This window comes from Kribbella sp. NPDC051137, from assembly GCF_040682535.1.
GTDB classification, from domain to species: domain Bacteria; phylum Actinomycetota; class Actinomycetes; order Propionibacteriales; family Kribbellaceae; genus Kribbella; species Kribbella karoonensis.
Genome location: NZ_JBFBBI010000007.1, coordinates 218,346 through 237,736 on the forward strand (window position 1 = coordinate 218,346; position 19,391 = coordinate 237,736).

Here is a 19,391-nt window from a genome sequence, read left to right on the forward strand (position 1 = left end):
CTAGTTGAATCGCTCCAATCGTGCCTAGACTTCGGCGCCATGGACGACGACGCGAAGGCGCCGGACCGGCGGACCGGATGGATGACCAGCGCGGCCTGGCAGCAAGACCCCGACGGGCCACTGCCGGTGCTCGGCACCGCGATCGAGGTGACCGGCGAGCCTCGCGACGCCGTCCTGCGCGTCGCCGGTCTCGGCGTCTTCGTCGCCGCGGTCAACGGCCAGGTCGTCAGCGACCCGCTCGAGCCGGGCTACACGGACTACGCGCTTCGCGCCGAGTTCTGCACGTACGACGTCACCGCGCGGCTCGTCCCTGGGCCGAACGTGATCACCATCGAGCTCGGCCCTGGCTGCTACCGCTCTCGTAAGACCGAGGACCGCTGGACCAAGATCGAGACCACCTACGGCGAACTGGCCGCCTGTGCCACTCTCGACTGGACCGACGACACCGGGCCTCAGGAGCTGGGACCGTGGCATGCGACGACCGGTGCGGTGCGGACGGCGAACTGGGTCGGCGGCGAGGACTACGACGCGCACCACGAGCCCGACCTTCAGACGATGGCGTCCTGGCCGGCCGCCGTTCCCGCGAAGACGCCCGTGGAACTCAGGCTGTCCGCCAAGACCATCCCGCCGATCCGCGAGGTCGAACGCCTTACCGCCCGGTCCGTGACCACGGTGCGCCCGGGCGTCCATGTCGTCGACTTCGGCGTGAACTTCGCCGGCTGGGTCGAACTCGACCTGCCACCGAACGCCGAGGTCCGCCTGCGCCCCGCCGAACTGCTCGAACCCTCGGGCGAGATCAACCCCGTCACGCAGGGCTGGGGCCCGGTCTTCCACACGGTCACGACCGCGGACGCCCCGCTGACCTGGCATCCGACGTTCTGCTACAACGGCCTGCGCTACCTGGAGATCTCGGGTGTTCCCACCGCGCCCGACGCCCGCGGCCTGGTACTCGCCGCGGTCGCCGACTCCGCGGGCACGTTCACGTCGTCCGACGCCAAGGTGACTGAGCTGCACCGCATCATCCGCCGTGCGATCACGTCCAACATGTACTCGATGTTCACCGACTGCCCGCAGCGCGAGAAGCTCGGGTACCTCGAGCAGCTGCACCTGGTCTACCCGATCCTCCGCTGGAACTACGACGTACGCGAGCTACTGGCGAACACGTTGCGGATCGTCCGCGAAGCGCAGGAGCCGAGCGGGCATATCGCGCTGTACGTGCCCGAGTGGGACCCGTTCCCGGACCCTTGGCGCGGTGACGTGAACTTCAGCCTCGTGTGCGTCTTCCTGCCCTGGCAGCTCTACCGCACCTACGGCGACCGCGACGTACTGACGGCCAACCACGACACCGCCGTCCGGTACGTCGAGTACCTGCTGGCGTCGCGGGAGGACGGGCTGGTCACCTACGGGTTGGGGGACTGGAACGGTCGGGACTTTCGCTACGTACCGTTCGTCGCGACGGCGACGCTCGCCCGGGCACTCGGCGTACTGGCCGACACCGCTTGGGTGCTGGGGCAGGACGGCCGGCGGTGGGACGACGTACGCGCGGCGGTCGTGGGGGATGTACGGCGGCGGTTCGTCACGGCGGAGGTGGGGAGTGAGTCCGTGGCGGAGCTCGCGGTCGCGATCCACTCTGGCGTGCTCACCGGCGCGGAGGAGGCGGCGGCGGTGGATCGGCTGGAGCGCCGGATCGTTGCCGACGGCTACTACCTGGACGTGGGGGAGATCGCGATGGCGTCGCTGGTCGAGGTGCTCGCGACGTACGACCGGCACGAGACGCTGTACCAGCTGACGCAGGTCGACGAGCGGCCTGGGTACGGGTACATGCTGCGCCACGGGGCGACGTCGCTGACCGAGACGTGGGACGGGCCGACGTTCGGGTTCAGCCAGAACCACTTCATGAACGGGGCGATCGACGACTGGTTCTTCAGCCACGTCGCGGGGCTGCGGCAGGCGGCCGGAGACATCGGCTTCCACCGGGTGGTGATCCGGCCACGGCCGTGCGGCGGGCTGACGTCGGCGGCCGCGGCGTACCGCACCGGGCACGGCGAGCTCCGCAGTGCGTGGACGGTCGAGGACGGCGGGTTCGACCTCGAGGTCGTCGTACCGGCGGAGACGACCGCGGTCGTGGAGCTGCCGGACGGGACGACGTACGACGTCGGTCCTGGGCGGCACCGGTTTGCCGGATGAGGGTCTGCGGGGCCGTCGACCTCGGTGCGTCCGGCGGCCGGGTGATCGCCGGAATCGTTGACAAGGGCGAGGTCGAACTGCGGACCGTGCACCGCTTCGGCCATCGCGCGGAACGCCGCGACGGTCGGCTCCGCTGGCCGTACGCCGATCTGAAGGCGCAGGTGCTCACCGGGCTGCGAGCGCTGGCGCGGGCGTACCCGGACGTCGCGTCGATCGGCATCGACACCTGGGGCGTGGACTACGGCCTACTGGACGAGTCCGGCGTACTGCTGGCTGATCCTGTGTCGTACCGCGACGACCGGACCGCGGGCGTGGTCGACGCGGTGCATGAGCGGTTCGGCGGCGTCGAGAACCTGTACGACGTGAACGGGCTGCAGCCGTTGCCGATCAACACCGTGTACCAGTTGGCCGCCGACGGATGGGACCGGGCCGCGGCGGTGGTGATGCTGCCGGACCTGATCGTCCACGAGCTGACCGGCGAACGCGGGACCGAACTGACGATCGCCTCGACGACGGGGCTGCTCGACGTACGGACGCGGGACTGGTCGCCGGAAGTGCTGACCGCGCTCGGGCTGCCGTCGGAGCTGTTGCCGCCGTTGCGGACGGCTGGGGACGTGGTCGGACCGCTGCGGTCCGAGGTCGTTCGGGCGACGGGGCTGCGTCCCGATGTGCTGGTGGTGCGGGTCGGGTCGCACGACACCGCGTCGGCAGTGGCCGGCTTACACGGTCATGAGGGGCCGGCAGCGTTCGTCTCCAGCGGTACCTGGTCACTGGTCGGGCTGGAGCTTGACGGCCCGATCGTCAGTAGCGAGTCGTTGCGGGCCGGTGCCGGCAACGAGCTCGGGGCGGATGGGCAGACGCTGTTCCTCCGCAACCTCGCTGGGCTCTGGCTGCTCCAGGAATCCCTCGTCGCCTGGGGAAATCCCGACCTGCACCCGCTGCTCGCCGCGGCCGAGGCATTGCCGTCCGGTGGGCCGGTCGTCGATGTCGACAGCAACGAGCTGATCGCGCCGGGTGCCATGCCGGACCGGATCGACGCGCTCGTCCGGGCGACGGGCCAACGCCCGCCGGACGGGGCGCCCGCCACGGTCCGGTGCATCCTGGACTCGCTCGGCACGGCGTACGCCGAGAGCACCCGGGAGCTCGCGCGCCTCGCCGGGACCGAGCTCCGGGGGATCCACCTGGTCGGCGGCGGTTCGCAGAACGAGGTGCTTCGCCGCCTGACCTCGGAGCTGACCGGCCTTCCGGTGGTCGCCGGTCCGGTCGAGGCGACGGCGCGCGGGAACGTGCTGGTTCAGGCGGGCCGGTTGTGGCCGGAGATGAGCTGACAGTTATCGTTTGACGGCGCATTGTCACCGAGTCATGGGGTCGGCATCTTCCGCCGGAGCGGGCCCTTGGGGGTTCGCTCATGAAGAAGGCCGTCCTAGCCGCGGTCACCGCCGCGGCCGTCGCTGCTGCTGCCTTGGTCCCGTCCGGGCCCGCGGTGCAGGCGGCGACGGAGTCCGTGACGCACACCGCACCGCGGGGGTTCGGGTCCGCGTTGTCGTCGGTGGAGCAGCCGTCCTGGCAGACGAACGCGAGTGTGAACGCGGTCGCGGTCGCCGGGGACCTGGTGTTCGCGGGCGGGCTGTTCACCCGGGTCCGGCCGCCGGGCAAGGCGCGGGGTGCCGGGGACGTCGCGCGGAAGTACTTCGTGGTGCTCAACCGGACCACCGGCGTACCGACGAGGTTCGCGCCGAGCGTCAACGGGCCGGTCTGGAGCGTCGCCGCGTCGCCGGACGGGCACCGGGTCGTGATCGGCGGCGACTTCACGGTCGTGGACGGCGTACCGCGGTCCCGGGTGGCGATGTTCGACGTCGCCACCGGCAAGCTCGTGGCCGGCTGGGACCCGGTGGTGAACTACCGCGTCGCGGCGCTGAAGGTCACCGCGAGCACGGTCTACCTGGGCGGGTCGTTCGGCGTCGTGGACAAGGTCGCCCGCGCGCGGCTCGCCGCGGTCGCGCTGAGCACCGGCGCACTGCTGCCGTGGAACCCGGGTGCGAACGACGACGTGCACGCGATCGAGGCGTCGACCGACGGTGCGCGGATCTTCGTCGGCGGCGGGTTCACCACGATCGGCGGCCGGGACCAGCACGCGCTCGCGATGCTGAACGCCCGGACCGGCGCGGTGCTGGCGATGCCGGCCGCCGCTGCGATCCCGCCGGTGTCGGACGAGTGCGACAGCCGGGTGAAAGACCTCGAAGTGCAAGGAAACAAGGTGTTCGCGTCGAACGCCGGCACCAACAGCATGGAGTGCTACGACGGTGTGCTCGCCGCGGACAGCGCGAGCGGCAAGCTGCTCTGGCAGAGCAAGTGCCTGGGAGCCACCGAGGCGATCGTTGCGATCGGCAACTGGCTGTACAAGGGTTCGCACGCGCACGACTGCAGCGCGGACGGGGAGTTCCCGGACAAGACCGGGATGCACCACCTGCTCGTCTACAGCACGATCACCGGCAAGCTCGGCCCGTGGTTCCCGAACACCGACGCCGGCGGTACGACGCTGGTCGGCCCGCTCGCGTTCGCGTCCGGCGGCAACGACCTGTGGGCGGGCGGCGACTTCACCACGGTGAACGGCAAGCCGCAGGAGGGGCTGACCCGGTTCACCGGCGTACCGGGCGGTGCGGCGCCGGCCCGTCCGGCCGCGCCGAAGCTGGCGAGCGCGCGGCCGAACAAGGTGACGATCGCCTTCGGCACCGTGCTCGACCGCGACAACCTGACGCTCACCTACCTGGTGTACCGCGGCAAGACCCGGATCGGCAGCTGGTCGCGGACGTCGAACTCGTGGACCGAACCGACCGTCACCTCGGTCACCGACTCCGGCCTGACCAGCGGTCAGACGCTCTCGTACCACGTCGAGGTCAGCGACGGCCGCAACGTCACCAAGGGCTCCGCGGCCACCGTCAGGGTCCGCTAGCAGCGAGTTCCCGGCTCCGGTACGACGAGATCGGCCAGGTAGGCGTCGATCTTCCCCCGGGCGCACGCGTTGAACTGGTACAACGTGTGCCCCGGCCCGTCGTGGTAGATCGACCCGCTGCCCGGCACCTGGTCGACTACCCGCGACGCCGCCTGGAACTCGCTCCAGTTGCCGGCCATCAGCAGCGGCGGCAGACCGTCCGGCAACGCCGCGGGCCGGTTGCGGACCGGGATCGGCCAGCCCACGCAGGACAGCATCGCCTGCTCGATCGTCGCCACCGCCCCGATGTACGGCGCGGCCGCGCGCATCCGGCGTACCTGCCGCATGAGTTGACGTTGGTCGGCTGGGTGCGGCCAGTCGGTGCACTCCACGACACCAGGCGAGGCCGTGGTCGCGTAGGGCGCGTTGGGCGGATCCGGGACGAACCCGGACGCGTCACCGGTCCTCGCGGCCTTCTCGAGCGCAGCCGCGAGTCGTGAGTACGAGGCGACCCGGGCGAGCGCGACCGCTTGATAGCGGATGTCGTCGGCGCTGTACTTCACGGCGCCCGCCGGGAGCGGTGCACGGGCCATCACCCGCTGCCAGAGGGCGGGGGCGTTCGGGCAATGTCCTTGCGTACGGCACCAATCGAAGAACCGGATCACGTAGCTCTGCACGTCCCGCGCGAGCAGCGGCAGCTCGTGGTCCCAGTCCGCGGCGCTGTGGTTCCACGTCCCGTCCAGCACCATCGCGCGGACCCGCCGCGGGAACAACTGCGCGTACGCCTGCCCGATGAACCCGCCGTACGACGCGCCGTAGAAGCTGGTCTGCTGCTCGCCGAGCGCCTGCCGGATCGCGTCGGCGTCGCGGGCATGGGTGGCCGAGTCCATTGCGCCGAACAGCTCCGGATCCTTCACCTGGCAGCGTTCCGCGGCCGCGCGGTTGGTGGCCGCCAGACGATCGAACTCGGCCTGGTTCCGGGGCAGCGACGGGATCCGGGCGCCGGTCCAGTCGCACGGGAGGTTCGTGCTGAGGCCGGGCGCGTTCGGGCCGCCGCGGAGGTCCCAGGTGACGATGTCCACCTTCTGTCGCAGCCCGGCGAAGGACTCCCCGCCGCCGTACTTGCGCATCAGGTCGATGCTGATGCCGACCGGGCCGCCGAAGTTGACCAGCACGGACCCCTTCGGCTCGGCGGCCGTCGAGCGGAGCCGGCCGATGGTCAGCGTTAGTTGGCGGCCGTTCGGGCGGTCCCAGTCGACCGGGACCTTCAGCGTGGCGCATTCGATCCCGACGGAGCCGGGGCCGCCGGGGCATTCACCCCAGGTGAGCGTCGGCGCGGGTGGGGAGAGGACGTTGGCGGTCAGCAGCCCGACGGCGAAGAGTTTCAGCATGCGCTTCACGGTTCCGCGGATCGCCCGTTCGCACATCGGACCAGGAGCCGTCGGACCACGGTCCGAGGCGGGGCACCTTCGCGTCGGCTAGGTTCGACGCGTGACGGAGTACGGCTTGGCCAGGCGGCAGTTGATCGCCGTGGACTGCGCCGTCGCGCTCGGGTACGCCGTACTCGTCCTGGTCACCGCATCGACCACCGCGGGGCTCGTCGCGGTCTTGCTCGCGGTGCCGATCGCCGGACGGCGGATCTGGCCGGTGCCCGCGTTCGGGTTCGCGGCAGTGGTCTCGGCGGTCGCGGTCCTCGCGGACGCGCTGCGCGACCCGTTCCTGGCAGCGGCGTACGTGCTGTACGTCGTCGCGCTGGAGCGGCGCTCGACCCGCCCGGTGTCGAGCCGTCGGCTGCTCGGGCTGGCCGGCGGCCTCGGGTTCGTCGTACTGCTGCTCGCCGTCGTGGCCGGCGCGCCCGCGGGGCGGTCCGGGGCGGCGATCGTGCTGACCGGGTTCGCCGCGCTGTACGGCGCGTGGGTCCTCGGGCAGGTCGTCCGCGACCGGCGGGCGGCGGCCGCCCACGCCGCGCAGGTGCTCGCCGAGCAGGCCGTCGCCGCCGAACGGTTGCGGATCGCGCGCGAACTGCACGACATCGTTGCCCACAGCATGGGTCTGATCGCGGTCAAGGCCGGGGTCGCGAACCACGTCCTGAAGGTCCGTCCGGAGGAGGTGTCCGACGCGTTGACCGTGATCGAGTCGACCAGCCGCGACGCACTGGTCGAGCTGCGGCACATGCTCGGCCTGCTGCGCACCTCGGACGACGAACCCGCGGACCTCGCCCCGCCGGCCGGGCTCGCGGCCCTGCCGGAGCTGGTCGCCCGCGTCGAATCCACCGGCGTCCGCGTCGACCTCACGCTCGACCTACCCGCGCCGCTCCCGGAGGCCGTCGGGCTGACCGTCCACCGGATCGTCCAGGAATGTCTCACGAACGTCGCCAAACACGCCCGCGCCCGGCACTGCCGGATCACGGTCTCCGGGTGCGCGAACGCCGTACAGGTGGAGGTCGCCGACGACGGCGTGGGCGGTCCGGTGGTCGAAGGGCATGGGCTGATCGGGATCCGCGAGCGCGTCAGCGTGTACGGCGGGACGTATCGCGCCGGCGCCTTGCCGGGCGGCGGGTTCGAGGTCGTCGTACGGCTGCCGCATGAGTGAGATCCGGGTCCTGGTGGCCGACGACCAGGCGCTGCTGCGCGGGAGCTTCCGGGTGCTGATCGACACCACGCCCGGGCTGACCACGATCGGCGAGGCGGCGAACGGTGCCGAGGCGGTCGAGCTCGCGCGCCGGGAGCGGCCCGACGTCGTACTGATGGACGTGCGGATGCCGACGCTGGACGGGATCGAGGCCACGCGGCAGATCTGCGCGGCGCCCGAGACGGCCGGGACGCGCGTGCTGATCCTGACGATGTTCGACCTCGACGACGCGGTGTACGCCGGGCTGCGCGCCGGGGCCAGCGGATTCCTGCTGAAGGACGTGCCGCCGGTCGAGCTGCTGCACGCGATCGAGGTGGTGGCCGCGGGTGAAGGCCTGCTCGGGCCGTCGATCACGCGGCGGCTGATCGCCGAGTTCGCCCGCCTGGCCGAGCCCGGCCAGGCGCCGCTGACCGGGCTGGACGGCGTGACCGACCGCGAACGCGAGGTGCTGACACTGGTCGCCCGCGGTCTCTCCAACCAGGAGATCTGCGACCACCTGAACGTCGGCCGGGGCACCGTGAAAACCCACATCGGCCACCTCCTCGCCAAACTCCACGCCCGCGACCGAGCCCAACTGGTCATCGCCGCCTACGAGTCCAACCTGGTGCGGCCGCGCCGCGCTCCTCGGGGATAATCGTGGGGTGACCGGGCCCGAGCAGTTGGCAGTTGTCGGCGCGGGGCTCGGGGCGGGAATCCTCACGTCGACCGTCGGGGTTGCTTCGTTGTTGAGCTTCCCGGTATTGATCGCGCTGGGGATCCCGCCGGTGGTGGCGAATGCCTCCAACACGCTCGGTCTGCTTCCGGGGGCGTTGAGCGGCGCGTTCGGGTACCGGCGGGAATTGCGGGAGGTGCCCCGCCGGCAGGTCGTGGTCGTCGTACTCGTCTGTGCACTCGGTGCGATCGGCGGCGCGGCGCTCCTGCTGGCGTTGCCGTCCAGGGTGTTCGCCGCGGCGGCGCCGTGGCTGATCCTGTTCACCTGCTTGATCGTCGGCGTCCAGCCGTGGATCTCGCGGTGGCTGCGGTCGCGCTCTCAGCACCCGCACGACCTCCGGCGATCGATGTCTCCGGCAACCATCGTCGGCACGACGCTGACCGGCGTGTACGGCGGGTACTTCGGTGCGGGTGCCGGGGTGATGATGATGGCCGTCCTGGGGATCGGCCTGGACCTGGAGCTCCGCGTCGTCAACGGCCTCAAAACCCTCGCCCTGCTGGCCGCCAACCTGGTAGCCGGCATCATCTTCCTCTTCGTCGCCGAGCTGAACCTCCGCGCCGCCGCCCTGCTGGCGGCCGGCTCCGTCATCGGCGGCTACGCGGGCGCCCACATCGGCCGCCGCCTCCCCGCCACCTTCCTCCGCGTCCTCATCGTCCTGGCCGGCATCACGGCCGCGACGCTCATGCTGTTCTAAAAGTGCGGGACGACCGCGAGCATAGTGATCAGCAGGCAGGCGGCGCCGTTGATGTACGGGTGGCCGGCCAGGATCGCGATGAATTCGCGGATTGTTGCCGTCGGCCAGTAGTACGCGGCGGTGGGGGAGCCGACGACCTGGCCGTTGACCTTCGCCTTGCGGGCGGTGAGGGCGGCGCGGAACGCGTGGAAGTTGTTCGTGACGATCAGGCAGCGGTACTCCGGCCTCAGCTCGGCCATCAGGTCCCGGCTGAAGGTCAGGTTCTCCCAGGTGGTGGTCGACCTGTCCTCGAGGATGATCTGGTCCTCGCGGACGCCCTTCTCGACCAGGTACGCCGCCATCGCGTGTGACTCGGGCAGGTCCTCGCCCGGGCCCTGGCCGCCGGAGGTCACGATCCGCGGCGAGCGGCCCTTGCGGAGGGCGCGTTCGTACACCTGTTGCGCGCGGTCCAGGCGGCTCGCCAGCAGCGGCGGGACCCGCGAGCCGATCAGGCCGGAGCCGAGCACGACGACGAAGTCCACCTTCCGCGACGAGCGGACCCGGCTGTAGAAGAACGCGTACACCAGGAAGCAGAGGAACAGGAACGAGACGTAGGTCAGGATGCCGAGCAGCACCGACCGTACGGCGGCCAGCGGCTCCCACCCGATCCGCTGCACCAGCAGGCTGAAGATCACGAACCCGATGATCCCGAGCCCGACGATCAGCGACAGCAGGTTCGACAGCCGGCGGCGTTCGCGGCGCAGCATCGTGACCCCGTTGACCACCAGGAACACCGCGAGGACGGCGATCGCCACCGGGATCGCGATCACGATCGCCCACACCATCGCGACCGCCACCGGCTTGCTCACCGTCTCGACCGCGAAGATCACGCCGAGCCCGGCGAACATCAGCGTCAGGACGAGGAAGATCCCGTTCTTGAACAGCCGCCGATCCCGCCAGAAGCTGACGCCGAAGATCAGGAACCAGAACCCGGCGATACCGAAGCTGATGACCATCGACGCCATCCAACCACGCACCGTCACCGAGGTGGGGGAGGCTCGGTGTATGGACGGGACGAGGCCGATCCGGCGATGGTGTGCGAGGCTGCGGGCATGACCACGAACTGGGCCGGGAACGTCGAGTTTGCGAGCGAGCTGCAGCGACCGCGGACGGTCGAGGAACTGCAGGAACTGGTGGCGAGGTCCGGGAAGCTGCGGGTGCTCGGGACCGGGCATTCGTTCAACCGGATCGCGGACACTTCCGGCGTGCTGGTGAGCGTGCAGGAACTGCCCCAGGTGATCGAGGTCGGTGAGCACGGTGTGACGGTGTCGGCCGGCACTCGGTACGGCGAGATCACGGCCGCGCTGCAGGCCCAGGGGCTCGCGCTGCACAACCTCGGGTCGTTGCCGCACATCTCGGTGGCGGGCGCCTGCGCGACCGGTACGCACGGATCCGGCGACAGCAACGGACCGCTCGCGGACGCGGTCAGCGCGATCACCTTCGTGAACGCCGACGGCGAGCTCGTCACGCTCACCCGGGACGACGCGGACTTCGACGGCTCGGTCGTCTCGCTCGGCGCGCTCGGGGTGACGGTCAGCCTGACGCTCGACGTCCAGCCGTCGTACCAGATCAGTCAGGTGGTGTACGACGGCGTGCCGGTCGACCGGCTGCGGTCGGACTTCGCGGACGTGATGGGCAGTGCGTACAGCGTGAGCGCGTTCACCGACTGGGCCGACCCGGACGTGATGGTCTGGCGGAAGCGCCGCGAGCTGACCGAACCCGACCCGGAGTGGATGGGCGGCCGGCTCGCGGACGGGCCGCGGCACCCGATCAAGGTGATGCCGGCCGACTACGCGACCCAGCAGGGCGGCGTCCCCGGGCCGTGGAACGAACGCCTGCCGCACTTCCGGCTCGAGTTCACGCCGAGCAACGGCGACGAGCTGCAGTCCGAGTACTTCGTGCCGCGTGCCCGGGCCGCCGAGGCGGTCGACGTACTGCGTTCCCTCGGCGGCCGGTTCGCCCCGGTGCTGCAGGTGTCGGAGGTACGGACGGTCGCCGCCGACGAGCTGTGGCTGAGCCCGAGCCAGGGCCGCGACACGGTGGCGCTGCACTTCACCTGGATCCAGGACGAGGCCGCGGTCCGGCCGGTCGTCGCCGAGCTGGAGGAGGCGCTGGGCCATCTCGACGTACGGCCGCACTGGGGCAAGGTCTTCGCGGCGGACGCGGCCACGCTCGCGGAGCGCTACCCGAAGGTGAAGGACTTCATCGGGCTCGCGGCGAAGTACGACCCGAACGGCAAGTTCCGCAACGAGTACCTGGACACGTTCCTGCCGTTATAGCTGGGTGAGGTCCTCGACGGTCGAGGTGATCGACCAGAGCAGGTTGCGGATGACGCGGCGGTCCTCGGCGGACAGGTTCGCGAGGGCGCGACGGCCGGCCCGGTCGTAGACCTCCTGGACGGTGTGCGCGAGCGCGACACCGCGGTCGGTCAGCTCGATGCCGACCTGCCGCGCGTCGGTCGTGCTCTTCACCCGCCGTACCAGCCCGGCCGCCTCCATCCGCTGGGTGGTCCTGGTCGCGGTCGGCACCTCGACGTCCAGCACCTTCGCCAGCCGCGCCACCGGGAGCGAGCCGTGGTGCAGGAGCTTCGCGAGCACCAGCTCCTGCCCGGTGTGCAGCTCGGTCCCGGCGAGCTCCTCGGCCACGGCCTTCCGCGCGGCCCGGTCCGCGAACCGCAGCGCGATCAGTACGTCGGCCTCGTCGGCGGGTGCGTCCGGTGACCAGTCCTCGCTCATGTGTGACTCCGGGACCGGAACGGGTTGCGGGCGTCGTAGTCGCCGACGTACTCGGTCGGGATCGCGGGCTCGCCGCGGCTCAGCTGGCTGGCGGAGCGGGGGAGCTCGTCGCGGACCTTCTGGTGGTGGGCCTGCGACTCCGCGGGCGTCGTCCGGCCGATGATCTTGCCGGCCTCGACCAGCGGCTTCAGGAGGACGCGGTCGTCGCCGTCGTCGACCGGCTGCTCGCCGACGCCGATCAGTTCGAGTTCCGCGACGCCGGCCGCGGACCGGCGGCGCAGCGCCCACTTCCGGCCGCCGATCGAGATCTTGTCCGGGCTCTTCTTCGCCACCGGCACCAGGTCGCCGCTCGCGTCCTCGCGGGCGACCAGCTTGTACACGAACCCGCAGGTCGGGTAGCCCGAGCCGGTGACCAGCGACGTACCGACGCCGTAGCCGTCCACCGGCGCCGGGGCGAGCGCGGCGATCTGGAACTCGTCCAGGTCGCTGGTCACGATGATCTTGGTCTTCGTCGCGCCCAGCGCGTCGAGCTGCTCGCGGACCTGGCCGGCCAGCGACGGCAGGTCGCCGGAGTCCAGCCGCACGGCGCCCAGGTCCGGGCCGGTCAGCTCGATCGCGGTGCGGACCGCCTCGGCGACGTCGTACGTGTCGACGAGCAGGGTCGTGCCCTTGCCGAGCGCATCGATCTGGGACCGGAAGGCGTCCCGCTCGCGGTCGTGCAGCAGTGTGAACGAGTGCGCCGCGGTCCCGGTGCTCGGGATGCCGTACCGGCGGGCGGCCTCCAGGTTCGAGGTGGCGCCGAAGCCCGCGACGTACGCCGCCAGCGCGGAGGCGACCGCGGCCTCCTCGTGGGTCCGCCGGGAGCCCATCTCGATACAGGGCCGCCCGCCCGCCCACCAGGTCATCCGGGAGGCCGCCGACGCGACCGCGGAGTCGTGGTTCAGGATGGAGAGGAATACGGTTTCCAGGAGCACTGCCTCGGCGAACGACGACTCCACCACCAGCACCGGCGAACCGGGGAAGAAGATCTCGCCGTCGGCGTAACCGGAGATGTCTCCGCTGAACCGGTAGCCCGCCAGCCAGTCCCGGGTAGCCTGGTCGACGATGCCGCGATCGGCCAGGAAGGCGATCGTCTGCTCGTCGAACCGGAACTGCTCGAGCGCGTCCAGCAGCCGGTTGACGCCGGCGACCACGCCGTACCGGCGGCCGTCGGGGAGCCGCCGGGCGAACAGCTCGAACACCGAGCGGCGTTCCGCCGTGCCGTCCGCCAGGGCGGCCTGCAGCATGGTCAGCTCGTAGTGGTCGGTCAACAGGGCCGTCGAGTGGGTCACAGGAGCAGCCTATTGTGAGACCGGAGCCGATGATGGAGAGAATGGTCAGGTGAGCACCGCACCGAGCGAGCTGGAGAGCCCCGAGGTCGACGAGGCGATCGAGCTGAGCCCACCTTGGGTGACGATCGTCTGGAACGATCCGGTCAACCTGATGGACTACGTCACGTTCGTCTTCCAGACGTACTTCGGCTACTCCAAGTCGAAGGCCGAGAAGCTGATGATGCAGGTGCACTCGGAGGGCAAGTCGGCGGTGTCGAACGGCAATCGGGAAGCAATGGAACGCGACGTGGAAGCCATGCACTCCTACGGCCTCTGGGCCACCTGCGAGAAGTCGTGACGCGGTTCCGCAAGCGCCGCAAGACGGTCGTCGTCAGCTTCGCCGAGCACGAGGCAGACATCCTGGCGAACCTCCTGCGGAACCTGGTCGAGCTGCTGTACGACGGGTTGCCGCCGCGCACCACCACTCCCGCGGATCCGCTGGAGGCGCTGCTCAGCGACAACGACGGCCCGACCTCGCCGCCGGAGGACGTCGTACTGCAGCGGCTGCTGCCGGACGCGTACAAGCAGGACGACCAGGCGTCGGCGGAGTTCCGCCGGTTCACCGAGCGCGGGCTGCGCGAGGGCAAGGTCACCGACGCGAAGCGGGTGCTGTCCGCGCTGGAGGAGTCCGGCGCCGACGAGATCGCGCTGGAGCCGGACGAGCAGTTGGCCTGGTTGCGCGCGCTGAACGACCTGCGGCTGGCGATCGGCACCCGTCTCGACATCAAGGACGAGGACGACTACGCCACCTGGGAGAAACTCGACGACGACGACCCGCGGCGGCTGACGTACGACCTGTACGACTGGCTCGGGTACCTGCAGTCCGCGTTGCTGCACAACATGCGCTGAGTTATCGCCCGGAGCGGTAGCCGTCGCGGACCAGGTCCAGGAGTGCGTGGAGCTGCGGGCCTGACGATCCGGTGAGGGCGATACCGCTGACCACGATCAGCAGGTCCCTGGTCGTCAGGTCGGCGCGGATGGTGCCCGCGGTCCGTGCCCGGTCGAGGAGTCGCTGCGCGGCGAGGTGCATGGTGGCGTGCCAGCCGGCGTACAGCGCGCTCCGGTCGCCGGCCGGGTCGTCGGGTACGGCCTGGGCGAGCTCGCGTTTCGTCGCGACGTGGTCGGCGAAGGCGCGGAGCCATGCGGTCAGCGCGCGGTCGGGGTCGGCCTGTGCGGTGAGCTCGACGCTGTAGCGGTCCAATCCGGCGACCTCGTCGGCGTACACGGCCACGAGCAGGTCGGCGCGGGTTGGGAAGTGCCTGTAGAGGGTGGCGTTGGCGACACCGGCGGTCTTCGCGATCTCGTCGAGCGCGACGTCGGGGCCGCGCTCGGCGAACAGCCGTCCGGCAGCGGCGAGCACCGCGTCGCGATTGCGCTCGGCATCCGCGCGGCGGCGTCGTACCGGCTGGGGCTGGTTTTCCGGGGACATCCCCGTTAGCGTAGCGGAACTAACCGGGGAACTCCGCGGAAAGGACTCGGACATGCTCAGCGCCGACGACAAATGGGCCATCGGGGAGACGCTCGCCTTGCACGGGCACCTGTTCGACGAGGGCGAGCTCGACCGCCTCAGCGAGCTGTTCACCGACGACGTGGTGTACGACGTGAGCGAGATCGGGGGCGACGTCCTGGTCGGCGTCGACGCCGTCCGCGCGGCCGCGCTGGAGCTCGGCGCCGGGAACCCGCTGGCGCACCTCGTGACCAACGTCGTGATCACCGGGAGCCCGGACGACGACACCGCGACCGTGCGGTCCAAGGGCCTCGCCGTACTCGCGGACCGTGGCTGCGGCACCGCGACGTACGTCGACACCGTCCGCCGCGGGCCGAAGGGCTGGCGGATCGCCCACCGGCGGATCCTCCCGCGCCGCGTCCCGCTCGGCGGGCTCACGTAGGTTTGTGTCCATGGAGACGCGGCGGCTCGGGAGGACCGGGCGGGATGTGGGTGTGGTCGGGCTCGGGGCGTGGCAGCTCGGAGCGGACTGGGGCGCGGTGGAGGAGAGCGACGCGCTCGCGGTGCTGCGGGCGGCGATCGACGGCGGGGTGACGTTCATCGACACCGCGGACGTGTACGGCGACGGGCGGTCGGAGCGACTGGTCGGGAAGGTGCTCTCGTCGTACGACGGGCTGACCGTGGCGACCAAGATGGGCCGCCGGGTGGAGCAGGTCCCGGAGAACTACACCGCGGCGAACTTCCGCGCCTGGAACGACCGCTCCCGGCGGAACCTCGGCGTCGACACGATCGACCTGGTCCAGCTGCACTGCCCGCCGACCTCCGTCTACTCGAACGACGCGGTCTTCGACGCCCTCGACGCGATGGTCGACGAGGGCCGGATCGCGGCGTACGGCGTGAGCGTCGAGACCTGCGCGGAGGCGCTGGCCGCGATCGCCCGCCCGCACGTGGCGACGGTCCAGATCATCCTGAACGCGTTCCGCCTCAAGCCACTCGACGAGGTCCTCCCCGCCGCGCGGGCGGCCGGCGTCGGCATCATCGCCCGCGTCCCGCTGGCCAGCGGCCTGCTGTCGGGCAAGTACGACGAACACACCACGTTCGCCGCCGACGACCACCGTACGTACAACCGCCACGGCGAGGCCTTCGACGTCGGCGAAACCTTCTCTGGCGTCCCGTTCGGCACCGGCCTCGAAGCAGTCCGCCGGCTGATGCCCTGGCTCCCGGCCGGCGCCACGATGGCCCAGTTCGCCCTCCGCTGGATCCTCGACCAACCGGCCGTCTCGGTCGTCATCCCGGGCGCCCGCAACCCGGTCCAGGTAGCCGGCAACGTGTCCGCCGCGGCACTCGAGCCCTTGACTCCGGACCGCCTCGACGCGGTCCGCCAGACCTACGACGACCTGATCCGGCCGGCGATCCACGACCGCTGGTAACGCACTGTCCGCATTCTGGACCGACTCCGTGGTTGGCGGGGTCGCCCGCGCCGCCGCCGTACCGTGGGGTTGTGCTGGTCATCGAGAAGGCGACGTACGACGCGATCGTCGCGCATGCCCGCAAGGATCATCCGGACGAGGCGTGCGGGGTGGTCGCGGGAGCGGAAGGGTCGGATCGGGCCACCCGGTTCGTGCCGATGCTGAATGCCGCGATGTCGCCGACGTTCTACGAGTTCGACTCGGGTGATCTGTTCCGGCTCTACCGGGAGATGGACGAGCGGGACGAGGAGCCGGTGGTGATCTACCACTCGCACACCGCCACCGAGGCGTACCCGTCGCGGACCGACATCAACCTCGCGCAGGAGCCGGGGGCGCACTACGTCCTGGTGTCGACGCGCGACGGCGCGCACGACCCGGCGTACGACGGGCCGGTCGAGTTCCGGTCGTACCGGATCGTCGACGGCGAGGTCACGGAAGAAGAAGTACGCGTGGTTGGTTCCTATACAGAAACACTCGAAGGAGAAGACTGAGATGGCGATCGAGCTGCGCGTGCCGACGATCCTGCGCACCTACACCGGCGGGGCGAAGGCGGTCACCGGCGACGGGGCCGACCTGGCCGCGTTCATCGACAACGTGGACGGCAACCACCCGGGCCTCAAGGAGCGCATCGTGGAGGGCGACCCGGAGGAGCTGCGCCGGTTCGTGAACGTCTACGTGAACGACGAGGACGTCCGGTTCACCGGCGGCCTGAAGACCGAGGTCAAGGACGGAGACGTGGTCGTCGTACTTCCGGCCGTCGCGGGCGGCGCGGTCTGATGCGTTTCGACAGCCTGCTCGACTCGGTCGGCGGTACGCCGCTGGTCGGGCTGCCCAAGCTGTCGCCGTCGAGCGACGTACGGCTCTGGGCGAAGCTCGAGGACCACAACCCGACCGGGTCGATCAAGGACCGGGCCGCGCTGCGGATGCTGCTGGACGCCGAGAAGGACGGCCGGCTGCGTCCGGGCAACACGATCCTCGAGCCGACGTCGGGCAACACCGGCATCTCGCTCGCGATGGCCGCGAAACTACGCGGCTACCGGATGGTCTGCGTGATGCCGGAGAACACCTCCGAGGAGCGCCGGCAGATCCTCCGGATGTGGGGTGTCGAGATCATCTCGTCCCCGGCCGCGGGCGGGTCCAACGAAGCGGTGCGGGTCGCCAAGCAGGTCGCGGAGGAGCACCCGGACTGGGTGATGCTCTACCAGTACGGCAACCCGTCGAACGCGCTGGCGCACTACGACGGCACCGCGCGCGAGATCCTCGACGACCTGCCGTCGGTGACGCACTTCGTGGCCGGCCTCGGCACGACCGGCACGTTGATGGGCGCCGGCCGGTTCTTCCGCGAGCACAAGCCGGAGGTGAAGATCGTCGCCGCCGAGCCGCGGTACGGCGAACTCGTCTACGGCCTGCGCAACCTGGACGAGGGCTTCGTCCCCGAGCTCTACGACAAGACGCTGATCGACGCGCGCTTCTCGGTCGGACCGCGGGACGCCGTCCGCCGGGTGCGCGAGCTGCTCGACAACGAGGGCATCTTCGCCGGGATCTCCACCGGCGCGATCCTGCACGCGGCGCTCGGCCAGGCGGCCAGGTGCGTGCGGGACGGCGAGCAGGCGGACATCGCCTTCGTGGTCGCGGACGGCGGCTGGAAGTACCTGTCCACCGGCGCGTACGAGGGCACGATCGACGAGGCCGAGGATCGCCTCGAGGGTCAGCTCTGGGCCTGAGCCGGACCGGCGGGCGGAGATCCGGCCCGGACCCGGTGCCCTGATTGTTGCTTCGGGCACCTTTTGCAGGGGTTAGGTCATCCTACGGTTCTTTGAACAGGACCCGGCGGCCGAGTCGTGGGTGGACCCCGCGGCCCTTGCAACTGTTGCAGGGGCGCTGGGCGTAACTGAAGATGCTGCCGTGGTGCCGGCCGGCACCCTTGCACCTGTTGCACTTGGCATTCGGGTGCAGCGACAGCGAGACGACGTACACAGCGACGATCGCCATCAGCAGCAACAGCAGCAGACCTGTCGGTCCGATCGAGGACGCGACGTCCGCGGCTGTGCTGTTGTTCGACTCCGCACTCTGGCTCGCCGCTTGTCCTGCGACAGCGACGTGGTCGGGCTGCGGAGTTGGTGCGGCGGTGGTATTCAGGGCCACCGCGAGGTGATGCAGCAGGTTCATGGCATCACGAGGGGCGGTCGAACAAACATCGCTCCAGAGTGGCGTGCATCACGCGAAAAGGCAATTCCATAACGTAAAGATGTGGACAACCCCGGCGTGTCGACCGTAAAGCTTAGGTAAGGCTGGGTTCCGATCTGCCCGCGACCGGACCTGTATAAGCTCTTCCTGTGGCTGACGCACCGGTGGGGATCTTCGACTCTGGCTTCGGGGGACTCACCGTCGCCCGCGCGGTTCTGGACCAGTTGCCGCACGAGCCGATCCTGTACCTCGGTGACACCGCCCGGCAGCCGTACGGACCGAAGCCGATCGCCGAGGTCCGCGAGTACGCGCTCGAATGCCTCGACCATCTCGTCGACGCCGGCGTGAAGATGCTGGTGATCGCCTGCAACTCGGCCAGTGCCGCGATGCTCCGGGACGCGCGGGAGCGGTACGACGTACCGGTCGTCGAGGTGATCCTGCCGGCCGCCCGGCGGGCCGTTGCCGCGACCCGCAACCAGCGCGTCGGCGTGATCTGCACGAAGGCGACCGCGCAGTCGCTGGCGTACGAGGACGGGTTCGCGGCCGCGCCGCAGGTGGAGCTGTTCACCCGCGCCTGCCCGCAGTTCGTGGACTTCGTCGAGTCGGGCGTGACGTCCGGGCCGGAGCTGCTGGAGGCCGCGCACGAGTACCTGGACCCGCTGGTCGAAGCCGGCGTGGACACGCTGATCCTCGGGTGCACCCACTACCCGTTGCTGACCGGCGTGATCTCGTACGTGATGGGCGACAACGTCACGCTCGTCAGCAGCGCGGAGGAGTGCGCGAAGGACGTGTACTCCGTGCTCACCAAGGCGAACCTGCTGCGCCCCGACCACCTGCCCGCGCCGGAGCACCGTTTCGTGACCACCGGCAACCCGGCCGAGTTCGCCGCGATCGGCTCGCGCTTCCTCGGTCCGGCGCTCGCCAACGTGGACCAGTTCGCCTGGGTACGTTGACGGTGTGTGACCTGAATCGTCCTGCGCCGGAGGCG

General features: G+C 70.5%; 21 protein-coding genes. 15 read left to right on the forward strand and 6 right to left on the reverse strand.

Annotation, left to right across the window (positions count from 1 at the left end; translation table 11 throughout):
• The first annotated feature begins 39 nt into the window (after positions 1-39).
• The 3 genes from AB0M51_RS36335 (at position 40) to AB0M51_RS36345 (ending at position 5,140) form a co-directional block, all read left to right on the forward strand.
• The gene (locus tag AB0M51_RS36335) at positions 40-2,187 is read left to right on the forward strand and encodes a family 78 glycoside hydrolase catalytic domain (RefSeq protein ID WP_363752750.1); all 2,148 of its coding nucleotides are present in this window, start codon (positions 40-42) and stop codon (positions 2,185-2,187) included.
• The gene (locus AB0M51_RS36340; protein WP_363752753.1) at positions 2,184-3,515 is read left to right on the forward strand and encodes a rhamnulokinase family protein; all 1,332 of its coding nucleotides are present in this window, start codon (positions 2,184-2,186) and stop codon (positions 3,513-3,515) included. Before AB0M51_RS36335 ends, AB0M51_RS36340 begins: the two co-directional genes overlap by 4 nt.
• 80 nt (positions 3,516-3,595) lie before the next feature.
• Positions 3,596-5,140, forward strand: coding sequence for a fibronectin type III domain-containing protein (locus AB0M51_RS36345; protein WP_344198361.1), 1,545 nt, complete (start codon positions 3,596-3,598; stop codon positions 5,138-5,140).
• On the opposite strand, the gene AB0M51_RS36350 is transcribed toward AB0M51_RS36345, so the two are convergent.
• Positions 5,137-6,510 (reverse strand): alpha/beta fold hydrolase, encoded by a 1,374-nt coding sequence (locus tag AB0M51_RS36350; RefSeq protein ID WP_344198359.1) that lies wholly within the window; start codon positions 6,508-6,510, stop codon positions 5,137-5,139. The two genes, AB0M51_RS36345 and AB0M51_RS36350, sit on opposite strands and share 4 nt — an antisense overlap.
• Before the next feature lie 100 nt (positions 6,511-6,610).
• On the opposite strand from AB0M51_RS36350, the gene AB0M51_RS36355 reads away from it, so the two are divergent.
• Genes AB0M51_RS36355 through AB0M51_RS36365 form a run of 3 tightly spaced genes read left to right on the forward strand, consistent with a single transcriptional unit; the run spans position 6,611 to position 9,156 of the window.
• Positions 6,611-7,711, forward strand: a complete 1,101-nt coding sequence (locus tag AB0M51_RS36355) for a sensor histidine kinase (protein ID WP_344198357.1) — start codon at positions 6,611-6,613, stop codon at positions 7,709-7,711.
• The gene (locus AB0M51_RS36360) at positions 7,704-8,384 is read left to right on the forward strand and encodes a response regulator transcription factor (protein WP_344198355.1); all 681 of its coding nucleotides are present in this window, start codon (positions 7,704-7,706) and stop codon (positions 8,382-8,384) included. The genes AB0M51_RS36355 and AB0M51_RS36360 overlap by 8 nt, the downstream gene beginning before the upstream one ends.
• Positions 8,385-8,391: 7 nt before the next feature.
• Positions 8,392-9,156: a sulfite exporter TauE/SafE family protein gene (locus AB0M51_RS36365; protein ID WP_344198353.1), complete on the forward strand. Its 765-nt coding sequence runs from the start codon at positions 8,392-8,394 to the stop codon at positions 9,154-9,156.
• On the opposite strand, the gene AB0M51_RS36370 is transcribed toward AB0M51_RS36365, so the two are convergent.
• A complete protein-coding gene (locus AB0M51_RS36370; RefSeq protein ID WP_344198351.1) occupies positions 9,153-10,160 on the reverse strand; it encodes a YdcF family protein in 1,008 nt (335 codons plus the stop codon). The two genes, AB0M51_RS36365 and AB0M51_RS36370, sit on opposite strands and share 4 nt — an antisense overlap.
• Positions 10,161-10,196: 36 nt before the next feature.
• On the opposite strand from AB0M51_RS36370, the gene AB0M51_RS36375 reads away from it, so the two are divergent.
• The gene (locus AB0M51_RS36375; RefSeq protein WP_344198349.1) at positions 10,197-11,474 is read left to right on the forward strand and encodes a D-arabinono-1,4-lactone oxidase; all 1,278 of its coding nucleotides are present in this window, start codon (positions 10,197-10,199) and stop codon (positions 11,472-11,474) included.
• Here the strand turns inward: AB0M51_RS36375 and AB0M51_RS36380 are convergent.
• Together AB0M51_RS36380 and AB0M51_RS36385 are read right to left on the reverse strand one after the other, a co-directional pair.
• On the reverse strand, positions 11,469-11,930 hold the full coding sequence (locus AB0M51_RS36380) for a MarR family transcriptional regulator (RefSeq protein WP_344198347.1): 462 nt from the start codon (positions 11,928-11,930) through the stop codon (positions 11,469-11,471). The two genes, AB0M51_RS36375 and AB0M51_RS36380, sit on opposite strands and share 6 nt — an antisense overlap.
• Positions 11,927-13,261, reverse strand: coding sequence for a nicotinate phosphoribosyltransferase (locus AB0M51_RS36385; protein ID WP_344198345.1), 1,335 nt, complete (start codon positions 13,259-13,261; stop codon positions 11,927-11,929). The genes AB0M51_RS36380 and AB0M51_RS36385 overlap by 4 nt, the downstream gene beginning before the upstream one ends.
• Positions 13,262-13,310: 49 nt before the next feature.
• Between AB0M51_RS36385 and clpS the strand changes: the two genes are divergently transcribed.
• Both clpS and AB0M51_RS36395 read left to right on the forward strand, forming a co-directional pair.
• On the forward strand, positions 13,311-13,598 hold the full coding sequence (gene clpS / locus AB0M51_RS36390) for an ATP-dependent Clp protease adapter ClpS (RefSeq protein WP_344198343.1): 288 nt from the start codon (positions 13,311-13,313) through the stop codon (positions 13,596-13,598).
• Complete coding sequence (locus tag AB0M51_RS36395) at positions 13,595-14,149, forward strand: DUF2017 domain-containing protein (RefSeq protein ID WP_325042534.1); 555 nt, start codon at positions 13,595-13,597, stop codon at positions 14,147-14,149. The genes clpS and AB0M51_RS36395 overlap by 4 nt, the downstream gene beginning before the upstream one ends.
• Before the next feature lies 1 nt (position 14,150).
• On the opposite strand, the gene AB0M51_RS36400 is transcribed toward AB0M51_RS36395, so the two are convergent.
• On the reverse strand, positions 14,151-14,729 hold the full coding sequence (locus AB0M51_RS36400; RefSeq protein WP_344198340.1) for a helix-turn-helix domain-containing protein: 579 nt from the start codon (positions 14,727-14,729) through the stop codon (positions 14,151-14,153).
• A 52-nt stretch (positions 14,730-14,781) separates the two neighbouring features.
• Between AB0M51_RS36400 and AB0M51_RS36405 the strand changes: the two genes are divergently transcribed.
• From AB0M51_RS36405 to AB0M51_RS36425, 5 genes are all read left to right on the forward strand, one after another.
• Positions 14,782-15,189 carry a nuclear transport factor 2 family protein gene (locus tag AB0M51_RS36405; protein ID WP_344198338.1) on the forward strand — a complete coding sequence of 136 codons (408 nt, stop codon included), beginning with the start codon at positions 14,782-14,784 and terminating at the stop codon, positions 15,187-15,189.
• Between the two features lie 10 nt (positions 15,190-15,199).
• Positions 15,200-16,177 (forward strand): aldo/keto reductase, encoded by a 978-nt coding sequence (locus AB0M51_RS36410; protein WP_344198336.1) that lies wholly within the window; start codon positions 15,200-15,202, stop codon positions 16,175-16,177.
• Positions 16,178-16,248: 71 nt separating this feature from the next.
• Complete coding sequence (locus tag AB0M51_RS36415; protein WP_344198334.1) at positions 16,249-16,707, forward strand: M67 family metallopeptidase; 459 nt, start codon at positions 16,249-16,251, stop codon at positions 16,705-16,707.
• A 1-nt stretch (position 16,708) separates the two neighbouring features.
• Positions 16,709-16,993, forward strand: a complete 285-nt coding sequence (locus tag AB0M51_RS36420; RefSeq protein WP_344198332.1) for a MoaD/ThiS family protein — start codon at positions 16,709-16,711, stop codon at positions 16,991-16,993.
• Complete coding sequence (locus AB0M51_RS36425; RefSeq protein WP_344200686.1) at positions 16,990-17,940, forward strand: cysteine synthase family protein; 951 nt, start codon at positions 16,990-16,992, stop codon at positions 17,938-17,940. The genes AB0M51_RS36420 and AB0M51_RS36425 overlap by 4 nt, the downstream gene beginning before the upstream one ends.
• An 82-nt stretch (positions 17,941-18,022) precedes the next feature.
• Here the strand turns inward: AB0M51_RS36425 and AB0M51_RS36430 are convergent, their stop codons facing one another.
• On the reverse strand, positions 18,023-18,385 hold the full coding sequence (locus tag AB0M51_RS36430; RefSeq protein WP_344198330.1) for a hypothetical protein: 363 nt from the start codon (positions 18,383-18,385) through the stop codon (positions 18,023-18,025).
• A 167-nt stretch (positions 18,386-18,552) separates the two neighbouring features.
• On the opposite strand from AB0M51_RS36430, the gene murI reads away from it, so the two are divergent.
• Positions 18,553-19,356, forward strand: a complete 804-nt coding sequence (gene murI, locus AB0M51_RS36435; RefSeq protein WP_344198328.1) for a glutamate racemase — start codon at positions 18,553-18,555, stop codon at positions 19,354-19,356.
• Positions 19,357-19,391: the final 35 nt, after the last annotated feature.